Below are 10656 nucleotides of genomic sequence, written 5' to 3'. Positions count from 1 at the left end.
TGTCCGCGTGACGACTCCAGCCCAGCACGACCGCGACCTGGCGGAAGGCCGGGTGACCCGGCTCAAGCAGGACCTGCGCGACGGGCTGGCGACCCCGCCCGGCGACGTCGAAGCGATGGACGGGCTCGTCGCGAGCGCCCACCGGCTGCTCGACGCCGAGGTCGCGTTCGACGAGGCCGGGCACCGGCTCGCCAACGCCGAACTCGAGGCCCGGCACGCGGCGACGCAGCGCGCGGTCGTGTGGTTCGCCGCCGCGCCGGTGCTGGTGCCGCTGGTCGCCGGGGCGCTGGTGCTGTTCGAGGTGCTCTCGCCGGTGTGGTTGCTCGCGCTGGTCCCGCTGTTCGCCGCGGGCCTGTGGATCGGCTTCGCGCCGGTCCGCCGGGTCGGCGACGTCATCCGCGAACGGACGCGGGCGGCGTGGGCGGGCAGCGTGACGGCCGGGCTGCTGGCGGGCGCGCTGATCCCGTGGCCGCCGTCGGTGGTCTGCACGATCCTGGCGGCGCTGGGGGTCGCGGCCACGGCCGGGCTGCTGTGGCGGGAAAGCCGGATCCCGTGAGCCACGGCTACGCGACCTACGGCGACGACCCCGACTTCGAGCAGGAGTACGCCGAGCCCGTCGACACGACGCGGCGCGACCTCGACGAGCTGTTCGCGGCCGTCGACGGGCTGCGCGCGGCCGTCGAGGAGACCGACGACCGGGTGCGCCAGGACGTCGCCGACCTGACCGAGAAGCTCGACCGCGGCGACACCCACCGCCAGCAGGACCGGATCGACCTGCTCGGCCGCCGGCTGGAACGGCTGCAGCAGCAGGTGCACGCGCTGGAGCGCGCGGTCCGCGTGTCCGACGGCGTCCCGCAGGCCGACCTCGACGACGTCGGCGCGGAGACGCGCGCGCTCGCGGCCGAGGCGGCGCGGTGGGACGACCTGCACAAGGAGCTCGTCACGAAGGAGCAGCGCGCACGGTACTCCGACGAGATAGCGCGGCTGCCTTCGGTGCAGGCAGCCTTGTCCAGGTGCGACGCCGACCTGCTGGACGTCATCGGCGTCCTGGCGGCCACCGACCGCGGCACCCGCGGCCGCGGCGACGCGGAGTCCCGGCTGCGCGCCCTGACGACCCGGCGCCGCACGCTGCTGGACGAGGAGATCCCGGCGGCGGAGGCCGCGGCGGACCAGGCCCGGCTGGCCCTGCGCGAGGCGGACGCGGTCGACGCGCGGGTGCTGCCGCAGCTGGAGCGCGCCGAACGCGCGTGGCACGACCTGCAGGTCCGCCTGCGCACCCGCATCACCGACGCGCTGGGCTCGAACGCGCTGCTGCCGACGTGGTTCGGCCACGCGCTGGGGGTGGCTCCGCCGACCGGAACTTCCGGCGACACGTGGATCCGCACGGCGGCTTCGGTGCTGGCGTACCGGGTGACGTTCAAGATCAAGGACCAGGCGCTGCCGCTGGGCCCGCCGGCTTCGGAGGCCGCGGACACGACCGAGCGCCGGTGGACCTGGCGCGCCCGCCTGGAGTCCGATCTGGACGCCCTCGCGCTCTAGCCCCGTTCGTCCGTTCGGCTGGTTCTGCTCCGGTGCGGAACACCGGGGCGGGCACCGGCGACTACAGGGCCATGGAACAGCCCGGGTACCAGACGCGGAACACCGTGCGCGGCGTCGTGCACGGCACGGTCGTCCAAGCCGGCACGGTCGGCGACCTGCACATCGGCGACGTCCACCACCACGCGGAACCCGAGCGGGACTTCCGGGCCGACGGGCTGTGGGCGTTGCGGCGCAAGGACTACGAGGCCGCCGTCGCGGACCTCACCCGGGCGGCGCCGGCGGATCCCGAGCTGGACTTCTTCCTCGCGCTGGCGCTGCTGCGCGGCAACCGGCCGCACCGGGTCAGGTCGAGCCGGGAGCTGGCCGAGGTGCGCGACCGGCTCCGGCGCGTCGCGCACCTCCCGCACGCCCGGCTCCTCCTGCTGCTGACCGACGAGGACCGGGGGCGGTGCTGGGAGCGCGGCGGACCCGTTTCCGGCCTGCTGGCCGAGCTCGTCGCCGCGGCCGATCCCGAAGCCGTCCGCACGATCCTCGACCACGTCACCGCGACGGAGAACCGGGTGTGGCGATTCCTGGCCGAGAGCCGGGGAATGGGGGAGCGGGCATGACGGGCTCCGGCTACGGCGAAGACCGCCGGGAAGTCGTCGACCGCTACTTCGCGCCGGTGCCGGGCGAGCGGGAACGCCAACGCGTCTGGGGGTTCCTGCTCGGCGGGGCCGCCCTGCTCCTGGTCGGCGTCGCCCTCTCGATGACGGATTCCTGGCCGGTCGGGATCCCGCTAGTCATCGGCGGCGGAGCCGCCGTGGTGCGCGGCTTCCCGCTGTTCGAGGCCTACCGCGACGCCCGCGAGGCCGCCCTGCCCAAGCCGCGGGACGCCATCATCGACAAGATCCGCGACCACGAGCTGGCCAAGGTCCGGCTCCGCGCGCTGGACCGGCTCGACCTGACCACCGAGGACCTCGAACTCGAGCCCGCGGACTGGGACCCGCTGGCCCAGCCCCTGCGCGAGGAGGCCCCGCGCGAGCCGCTGGTCGTCACCGGTCCGGTCCCGACGTCCGGGGCCGTGGTCGGCCGGGACGGCGTCTGGCGGTTCTCGCAGTACGCCGTCCTGGTCATCTGCCCGACCGACTACCACCTGGGGCTCTACCGGTGCGTGATCGACCTGCGGGTGGCCGGCCTGTTCCAGGAAGAGACCCACGAGTACCACTACGCCGACGTGGTGGCCGTCTCGACGGCGATCCGCGAGGGCACCCGCGTCACCGCGCAGATCGCGGACGCCGACGACGGCGACCACCGGTTCGAGCGGACGCTGCTGCACGAGTTCCAGCTGGTCGTCTCGAGCGGGGACCGGAGTGCGATCGTCGTCGGCATCTCCGACGGCCGCCACCCCGACCACCAGGCCCGGCTGGCGGGGACGGGCATCGACCCCGTCGTCCGCGCGGTCCGGGGCATGCTCCGCGACAAGAAGGCGCCCGTCAGGCAGATCAGCTCCCGGTGACGCGCAGGGCGGTCTCCAGCTGCCGGTGCAGTTCGCCGAGGCGGGTGCGGCCCGGCTTCCCGGGTGGGAAGCGGCGCAGCAGGCCGGGGACCTCCGGCGGGGCCTGGGCGAGGGCCCAGCGGAGCTCCGCCTCCGCGTCGCCGCCCGCCAGCTCGCGGGCCGACGCGGCCTGCTGAGCCGGGCCGACGATGTGCTTCACCTGGTGCGGTGACTCCAGCGGGTGCAGGTACGCCGCTCCGGCCGCGGCCACCGCGGCCCGGGCGGCGGAAGACGCGACCGGATCGGTGGTCTCGCCCGCCGCCGCCAGTGCGGCCCAGGCCGTCGTGCGCAGCAGTTTCGTGCGGGCGGCTCCGGCGGCGAACGCCCGCGCCGCGTCGATCGCCGCGCGGGGGCGGTCGTCGCCGGGGACGCGGGCCTCGTACAGCGGCAGGACCCGCGCGGCGCAGGCCGCGGCCCAGCCCGTCAGCGCGCGGAGTTCGTCGAGGGTCAGCTCCATGTGGCTGAAGCGTATCTTTGAAACCCCGGTTGAGACTTTCAGACGGTCGCCGGGCGCCGGAGGGCTTGGCGGCGCAGGCGGTTGAACAGCTTCGCGTTGTTCAGCGCGAACACCCCGACCGTCGCGCCGTCGCGCTGGAACGTCGCCACGAACGACGAGGACGACGGGTCGCCGTCGACGAACGAGAGCGTGTCGTCCGGGCGCGGGTGCCCGGCCAGCTGCAGCGTCCCCGAGTACTGGTCCGACCAGACGTAGCCGCTCGGCTCGTACGTCCGCGTGGTCCGCCCGGCCAGCAGGTTGGCCACCGCGACCGGGGCCTGCTCCGACGCGTTCGTCCAGTGCTCGTGCCGCCGTCCGACGCCGTCGGCGTGGTAGCGGGCGACGTCGCCGACCGCGACCACGGCCGGCAGCGACGTCGCCAGCCCCGCGTCCGTGTGGACGCCGTTGCCGACCGGCAACCCCGAGCCCGCCAGCCAGTCCGTCGCCGGGGCCATGCCGACGCCGGTGACGACCACGTCGGCCGGGATCAGCGAACCGTCGGCCAGGTGGACGCCCGCCTCGGACATGCCCGCCACCGCGACGCCGCAGCGCAGGTCCGTGCCGTGGTCGCGGTGCAGCCGCGCGCACACCGCCGCCAGTTCCGGGCCCAGCACCGGGGCCAGCGGAGCGGGCAGAGCTTCCACGACGACGACGTCGAGACCGAGGGAGCGGCACGTCGAAGCCACCTCGGCGCCGATGAACCCGGCCCCGACGACGACCACGCGAACCCCGGGCACCAGCGCCGCGCGCAGGGCGACGGCGTCGTCGAGCGTCCGCAAGACGAAAGCGCCCTCGAAGCCCGGCAGCGTGCGAGCCCGGCCACCGGTGGCGATGACGACGCCGTCCGCGTGCACCGAGCCGCCGTCCGACAGCAGGACCCGGCGGTTCGACGGCTCCAGCGCCGTCGCCCGCACGCCGAGCCGGAAGTCCAGGGCCAGGGACGCGAGGTCGCCCGCGTCGAGCAGTTCCAGGGAAGCGGGCGAAGCGGTCCCGGCCAGGAACGCCTTGGACAGCGGCGGCCGGTCGTAGGGCAGGTGCCGCTCCTCGCCGATCAGCACGATCCCGCCGTCGTAACCCTGCGCGCGCAGCTCCTGCGCGGCGCGGACCCCGGCGAGCGAGGCACCGACGACGGCGACCCGCTTCACGCGGCGTCCTCGCCGGCCACGCCCTGGACGTAGACGACGCCGTCGTCGACGAGGACGGGGTAGGTGCGCACCGGGACCTTCGCCGGCAGGCAGGTCGGCATGCCCGTGCGCAGGTCGAACATCGCCGCGTGCAGCGGGCATTCGACGAAGCAGCCCTCGAGCCAGCCGTCGGCCAGGGAGGCGTCCTGGTGGGTGCACGTGTCGTCGATGGCGTACAGCTCCCCGGCTTCGGTGTGGAACACCGCGATGGCGGGAGCCCCGGCGATCCGGACGGACTCACCGGGGGGCAGCTCGTCCACCGTGCATGCGCGAATCATGGGTCCTCCGAGACTGTTGCGCATAGGGGAACATCGACTGTGATCCGCAACAAAGTCTGAATCCCCGGCCAGGCGCCGTCAAGGGGGTACGCCCCGGTAGTTTTCGTTACCCGCTAACGGATAACCCGGGCACGTCGAAGGCCCGTACCGAGGATGGCGGTACGGGCGCTGCGACGTCCGGGCTAGTTCTCGCCGTGCCGGTAGAAGGGCAGCTCGACCGGGGCCAGCGGGGTGTTGCCGAGGATCAGGTCGGCGGCCTTCTCGGCGGTCATCATCACCGGCGCGTAGATGTTGCCGTTGGTGATGTAGGGCATGACCGACGCGTCGACCACGCGCAGGCCCTCGGTGCCGTGCACCCGCATCGTCCGCGGGTCGACGACGGACTTCTCGTCCACGCCCATCTTGGCCGTGCACGACGGGTGGAGCGCGGTCTCGGCGTCGCGGGCGACCCAGTCGAGGATCTCCTCGTCGGTCTCCACGGACGGGCCGGGCGAGATTTCGCCGTCGTTGAACGGGTCCAGCGCGGACTGGTTGAGGATCTTCCGCGCCACCCGCACGGCCTCGACCCACTCGCGCCGGTCGGTTTCGGTGGACAGGTAGTTGAACTTGATCGCCGGGTGCTGCCGGGGGTTGGTCGAAGTGATCTTCACCGAACCGCGGGTGTCGGCGTACATCGGGCCGACGTGCACCTGGTAGCCGTGGCCGCCCGTCGGTGCCGAACCGTCGTAGCGGATCGCCACCGGCAGGAAGTGGAACATCAGGTTCGGGTACTTCACCTCGTCGTTGGACCGGACGAACCCGCCGCCCTCGAAGTGGTTGGTCGCGGCCGGCCCGGAGCGCAGGAACAGCCACTGCGCGCCGATGTAGGGCCGCTTCCACTTCGCCAGCGACGGCTGCATCGACACCGGCTGCTTGCAGGCGTACTGGATGTACACCTCCAGGTGGTCCTGCAGGTTCTCGCCGACCCCAGGCAGGTCCTTCACGACGTCGATGCCGAGCTTCTCCAGGTCCGCCGCGTTGCCGACGCCGGACAGCTGCAGCAGCTGCGGGCTGTTGATCGCGCCGCCGCAGAGGATGATCTCCTTGCCGTACACCTCGCCCGGCGCGTTCCGGCCCTCGGTGTACTCGACGCCGATCGCGCGCGTGCCGTCGAAGAGGATCTGCGACACGAACGCGTGCGTCTTCACCGTGAGGTTGGGCCGGTTCATCACCGGGTGCAGGTACGCGCCGGCCGCCGACAGCCGCCGTCCTTTCCGGACGTTGCGGTCGAACGCGGCGAAACCCTCCTGCCGGTAGCCGTTGACGTCGTCGGTGCGCGGGTAGCCCGCCTGCTCTGCGGCGTCGAAGAAGGCCTGGAACAACGGGTTCGACGCCGGGCCGCGCTCCAGTTCCAGCGGACCGTCGTGGCCGCGCCACTTCCCGTCCGGTGCGTCCGCGAGGCAGCTTTCCATGCGGTTGAAGTAGGGCAGGCAGTGCGCGTAGTCCCAAGTGGACATCCCCGGGTCGCCGCCCCAGCGCTCGTAGTCCATCGGGTTGCCGCGCTGGAAGATCATCCCGTTGATGCTGGACGACCCGCCGAGCACCTTGCCGCGCGCGTGGTAGATGCGGCGGCGGTTCATGTGCGGCTCGGGCTCGCTGCGGTAGCCCCAGTCGTAGAACTTCGACCCGATCGGGAACGTCAGCGCGGCCGGCATGTGGATGAAGACGTCCCACTTGTAGTCCGACCGGCCCGCTTCCAGGACGAGGACCTTGTTCGCCGGGTCGGCCGAGAGCCGGTTCGCCAGCGCGCAGCCCGCCGAGCCACCGCCGACGATGACGAAGTCGTAGGTATCGGAACTCATGCGTCCTCCTAGCCGGGCAGGGTGTCCGGGGCGTTGTCGGGCATGTGCTCGGGGCTCGTGTGCGACGAACCCCAGGTGCGGCGCCGGACGTAGAGCATGATCGCACCGATGACCACGATCAGCCCGGTGACGATCACCGCGCCCCACTGGAAGTACCAGTGGTCGTCGCCGTAGACCTCGGCGCGCGGCCAGATCAGGTTCACCGTCATCCCGGCGCCGTAGAGCACCGCGACCAGGTTCACCAGCGTGCCCCAGCGGCCCAGCTTGAAGTACGGGCCGTGCCCGGGACGCGGCCACTGCCCGCGCAGGCGGCGCAGCAGCATCGGGCCGGTGACCATCAGGTAGGGGATGTAGAACAGGATGATCGCCGTCGAGGTCAGGATGAAGAACGCCCGCTGGTTGCCCAGATTGATCAGCAGCACGACGACGGTGAGGCCGCCGGTGAGCAGCGCCGGCAGGATCGGCGTCTTCGACCGCGGTGACACCTTCGCCATCGCCTTGCTGAACGGCAGCCGGCCGTCGCGGGCCATCGCCCACGCCATCCGGATCGCCGCGGTCTGCACGGCGAGGCAGCACACCGTGATCGCGATCGCCGAGCAGATCAGGAAGGCGTTGCCCAGCCCGGTGCCGAGCGTGCTCTTCAGCAGGTACGGCATGCCGGACGTGCTGAGCTCCTCGGCGTTGATGTCGCCCACGGCCATCATGCCGACCAGCATCACCAGGCCGCCGACGATGAACGACGCCGTGATCGCCCGCAGGATCGCGCGCGGCGCGTGCTTGCGTGGCTGGGTGGTCTCTTCGGCGAGCGAGCCCGCCGTGTCGAAGCCGTAGAAGACGTACGCGCTCATCAGCGACGCCACCAGGAACGCCCCGAGGTACCCGAGTGAGTGACCGTCACCCGTGGCGTGCGTCTCGAAGACCACCTGCGGGCCGCGCTTGATGTGGATCGCCAGCGCGATGATCAGCAGGATGACGGCGGACAGCTCCACCGCAACGCCGAAGTTGTTGATCTTCGCCATCAGCTTGACGCCGATGACGTTCACGATCGTGGCGAACACGACCAGCACCAGCGCCAGGATGATGGCGTTCTGGGCGCCGCCCGGTGTCGACGTCAGCCCGGCGTCGGAGTCGCTGCCGACGATCTGGAACGCGGTCGACACCTGCGGCAGGATGATCTGGTAGGCGACCGCGACGGCGCCGGCCGTGACGATCGCGCCGATGATCATGATCCAGCCGGCCAGCCACGACGTCGCGGGCTTCGCGATCTGTTTCGCCCATTGGTACACCGAGCCGGCGAGCGGGAACTGGCCCGCGAGTTCGGCGAAGCAGAGCGCGACGGCGAGCTGGCCGAGGAAGACCAGCGGCCAGGTCCAGATGAACGCCGGCCCGCCCGCGCCGAAGCCGAAGAAGAACAGCTGGAACACGCCGGTCATGATCGAGATGTAGGAGAACCCGGCGGCGAAGCTGGAGAAGGAGCCGAGGGAGCGTTCGAGTTCCTGCCGGTAACCGAACTTTTCGAGGTCGGAGCTGTCGTCGGGGGCGGCGTCCGGCTTTTCCTGTGTGGTCATCGTGGCGTCCTCACGTGGTGGGAGTCATCCCTTGAACCAGTGCTGCGGAACGGGATCGATGTTCTGGTAGACGTGCTTGCTCTCCTGGTACTCCGCGAGCCCGGACGGCCCGAGCTCGCGGCCGATGCCGGACTTCCCGAACCCGCCCCACTCCGCCTGCGGCAGGTAGGGGTGGTAGTCGTTGATCCACACGGTGCCGTGGCGCAGGGCCCCGGCGACGCGCTGGGCGCGGGACGCGTCGGACGTCCACACGGCTCCGGCGAGCCCGTACTCGGTGTCGTTGGCCAGCGCGATCGCGTCGGCCTCTTCGGCGAAGCGTTCCACGGTGACGACCGGGCCGAAGACCTCTTCCCGGACGATCGCCATGTCCCTGGTGCAGTCGGAAAACACGGTGGGGCGCAGGAAGAAACCGTTTTCGTACTCCGGTCCTTCGGGCCGCTTGCCGCCCGCCCGGAGCCGGGCGCCGTCCCGGACAGCGCTTTCGAGGTAGCCCTCGACCTTGGCGCGGTGCTGCGCCGAGACGAGCGGGCCCGTCTCGGTTTCCGGGTCCAAGCCGTTGCCGACCCGGATCCTGTCGGCGCGCGCGGCGAGGTCCGCCACGAACCGGTCATGGATTCCCTCTTGGACGATCAGGCGCGCGCCCGCCGAGAGACCTGTCCCGAATGGACGAACGCGGCCATCAGCGCGTAGTCCAGGGCGGTGTCGTAGTCGGCGTCGGCGAAGACCACGTTCGGGTTCTTGCCGCCGAGTTCGAGGGCGACCCGGCGGACACCCTTCGCGGCGGCGGCCATGATCTTCTCGCCGGTCGCGTAGCCGCCGGTGAAGGAGACCAGGTCGACGGCGGGGTGCTCGACCATCGCCGCGCCGACGTGGCCCGGGCCGAGCAGCAGGTTGACGACGCCGGGCGGCGCGCCGGCTTCGTCGAGCAGGGCGACCAGCTTGATCGTGGTCAGCGGCGTGACCTCGCTGGGCTTGAGCACCACGGTGTTGCCCGCGGCGAGGGCGGGCGCGACCTTCCAGGACATCTGCAGCAGCGGGTAGTTCCACGGCGCGATCAGCGCGCAGACGCCGACGGGCTCGTGCACGATCCGGCTGACGACGGTCGCGCTGCCGGCGTCGACCAGCCGGCCGGCGTCCTTGTCCGCGAGGTCGGCGTAGTAGCGGAAGACGTTCGTCACGTCGTCGATGTCGATGCGGCCTTCGCCCAGCGTCTTGCCGGTGTCGAGGCTCTCCGTGCGGGCCAGTTCCTCGCGGTCGCGAGCCAGCAGGCCGGCCACGCGGCGGAGCAGTTCGCCACGCTCGGTGGCGGTCGTCCGCCGCCACGGGCCCTCGTCGAAGGCTCTCCGCGCGGCCTGTACGGCGGCGTCGACCTCCTCGCGTCCGGCTACGGCGACCTGCTCGATCACCTCGCCGGTCGCGGGGTTGAGTACGTCGAGGTAACGGTCCGTCATGCCGCCCTTCCCGGATCGGTAGTGGCTGCTGGGTGCCTGGAGTGCGTACATTTGTACGCGAAGCGTGTACAGATGTCCACAAGGGGGCTCGATGGCGAAGAGCGAACCCGGCGCGACGAGGCGCCGCGGTCCGAACGACCCGGACCGGCGGGCCCGGATCGCCAAGGCGGCGATCGAGGTCGTCGCCCAGCGGGGGATCGACGGGGTCACGCACCGCTCGGTCGCGGCGGCGGCCGGTGTCCCGCTCGGCTCGACGACCTACCACTTCGCGACGCTGGACGACCTCCTGGAGGTCGCCCTGCACGAGGCGGCCGAGAAGAACGTCCACGCGCTGAAGGAGTGGGAGTCGGCGCTCCCGCCGGACGCCGACTTCGCCGCGGCGCTCGCCGACCTGGTCATGGGCTACATCAACGAGCAGTACCGCGACACCGTCGTCGAGTACGACCTGTACGTCGCCGCCCTGCACCGGCCGGCGCTGCGCAAGGCGAGCGCGGCCTGGGACGAGGCGCTCATCGCGTTCTTCGGCAGCCGCACGGACCCGCTCACCGGCCGGCTCCTGGCGGGGTTGTTCTGCGGCCTCCTGATGCAGGCGGCCCTGGCCGACCCCCGGCCGGGCCGCGCGGAGATCGAAACACTGTTCCGGCGGGCGATCGACGGCCCGGCCGCCTGTGGACAAGCCGCACTTTCACGTGAAAGTGCGGCTTGTCCACAGGGTTGACAGCCGCGCGTGGTGGCAGTCACTCTGTTCCGGACTGGGCAACA

The 10656-nt window shown here is 71.8% G+C and carries 10 protein-coding genes and 1 pseudogene; 5 read left to right on the top strand and 6 right to left on the bottom strand.

The window, feature by feature from the left end:
• Positions 1-7 precede the first annotated feature (7 nt).
• The 4 genes from ACLJQM_RS16120 (at position 8) to ACLJQM_RS16105 (ending at position 3037) form a co-directional block, all read left to right on the top strand.
• Entirely contained in the window at positions 8-556 is a 549-nt protein-coding gene (locus tag ACLJQM_RS16120) for a hypothetical protein (protein ID WP_410631875.1), read from the top strand.
• Positions 553-1539, top strand: a complete 987-nt coding sequence (locus tag ACLJQM_RS16115) for a hypothetical protein (RefSeq protein ID WP_410631874.1) — start codon at positions 553-555, stop codon at positions 1537-1539. Before ACLJQM_RS16120 ends, ACLJQM_RS16115 begins: the two co-directional genes overlap by 4 nt.
• A 71-nt stretch (positions 1540-1610) precedes the next feature.
• Positions 1611-2147 (top strand): hypothetical protein, encoded by a 537-nt coding sequence (locus ACLJQM_RS16110; protein ID WP_360765989.1) that lies wholly within the window; start codon positions 1611-1613, stop codon positions 2145-2147.
• The gene (locus tag ACLJQM_RS16105) at positions 2144-3037 is read left to right on the top strand and encodes a hypothetical protein (RefSeq protein WP_410631873.1); all 894 of its coding nucleotides are present in this window, start codon (positions 2144-2146) and stop codon (positions 3035-3037) included. Before ACLJQM_RS16110 ends, ACLJQM_RS16105 begins: the two co-directional genes overlap by 4 nt.
• Here ACLJQM_RS16105 and ACLJQM_RS16100 read toward each other — a convergent pair.
• The 6 genes and pseudogenes from ACLJQM_RS16100 to ACLJQM_RS16075 form a co-directional block, all read right to left on the bottom strand.
• Complete coding sequence (locus tag ACLJQM_RS16100) at positions 3024-3533, bottom strand: putative immunity protein (protein ID WP_410631872.1); 510 nt, start codon at positions 3531-3533, stop codon at positions 3024-3026. The two genes, ACLJQM_RS16105 and ACLJQM_RS16100, sit on opposite strands and share 14 nt — an antisense overlap.
• Before the next feature lie 38 nt (positions 3534-3571).
• Positions 3572-4717, bottom strand: a complete 1146-nt coding sequence (locus tag ACLJQM_RS16095) for an NAD(P)/FAD-dependent oxidoreductase (RefSeq protein WP_410631871.1) — start codon at positions 4715-4717, stop codon at positions 3572-3574.
• The gene (locus ACLJQM_RS16090) at positions 4714-5034 is read right to left on the bottom strand and encodes a bifunctional 3-phenylpropionate/cinnamic acid dioxygenase ferredoxin subunit (RefSeq protein WP_247019531.1); all 321 of its coding nucleotides are present in this window, start codon (positions 5032-5034) and stop codon (positions 4714-4716) included. The genes ACLJQM_RS16095 and ACLJQM_RS16090 overlap by 4 nt, the downstream gene beginning before the upstream one ends.
• 182 nt (positions 5035-5216) lie before the next feature.
• Entirely contained in the window at positions 5217-6875 is a 1659-nt protein-coding gene (gene betA, locus ACLJQM_RS16085; RefSeq protein ID WP_410631870.1) for a choline dehydrogenase, read from the bottom strand.
• A gap of 8 nt (positions 6876-6883) precedes the next feature.
• The gene (locus ACLJQM_RS16080) at positions 6884-8443 is read right to left on the bottom strand and encodes an amino acid permease (protein ID WP_410631869.1); all 1560 of its coding nucleotides are present in this window, start codon (positions 8441-8443) and stop codon (positions 6884-6886) included.
• 24 nt (positions 8444-8467) lie between these two features.
• A pseudogene (locus ACLJQM_RS16075) lies at positions 8468-9894 on the bottom strand (aldehyde dehydrogenase family protein).
• Positions 9895-9985: 91 nt separating this feature from the next.
• Here ACLJQM_RS16075 and ACLJQM_RS16070 point away from each other — a divergent pair.
• Entirely contained in the window at positions 9986-10612 is a 627-nt protein-coding gene (locus ACLJQM_RS16070) for a TetR/AcrR family transcriptional regulator (RefSeq protein ID WP_410631868.1), read from the top strand.
• The last annotated feature ends 44 nt before the right edge of the window (positions 10613-10656 follow it).

This window comes from Amycolatopsis sp. cmx-4-83 (assembly GCF_046548815.1).
Classification (GTDB): Bacteria; Actinomycetota; Actinomycetes; order Mycobacteriales; family Pseudonocardiaceae; genus Amycolatopsis; species Amycolatopsis pretoriensis_A.
This window is presented reverse-complemented; position numbering and strand designations above follow the sequence as displayed.

Bases quoted from the DNA above. Each gene is read 5' to 3' on its own strand.
- betA (WP_410631870.1), bottom strand. From the start codon at position 6,875: ATGAGTTCCGATACCTACGACTTCGTCATCGTCGGCGGTGGCTCGGCG.
- ACLJQM_RS16110 (WP_360765989.1), top strand. From the start codon at position 1,611: ATGGAACAGCCCGGGTACCAGACGCGGAACACCGTGCGCGGCGTCGTG.
- ACLJQM_RS16090 (WP_247019531.1), bottom strand. From the start codon at position 5,034: ATGATTCGCGCATGCACGGTGGACGAGCTGCCCCCCGGTGAGTCCGTC.
- ACLJQM_RS16105 (WP_410631873.1), top strand. From the start codon at position 2,144: ATGACGGGCTCCGGCTACGGCGAAGACCGCCGGGAAGTCGTCGACCGC.
- ACLJQM_RS16100 (WP_410631872.1), bottom strand. From the start codon at position 3,533: ATGGAGCTGACCCTCGACGAACTCCGCGCGCTGACGGGCTGGGCCGCG.
- ACLJQM_RS16070 (WP_410631868.1), top strand. From the start codon at position 9,986: ATGGCGAAGAGCGAACCCGGCGCGACGAGGCGCCGCGGTCCGAACGAC.
- ACLJQM_RS16080 (WP_410631869.1), bottom strand. From the start codon at position 8,443: ATGACCACACAGGAAAAGCCGGACGCCGCCCCCGACGACAGCTCCGAC.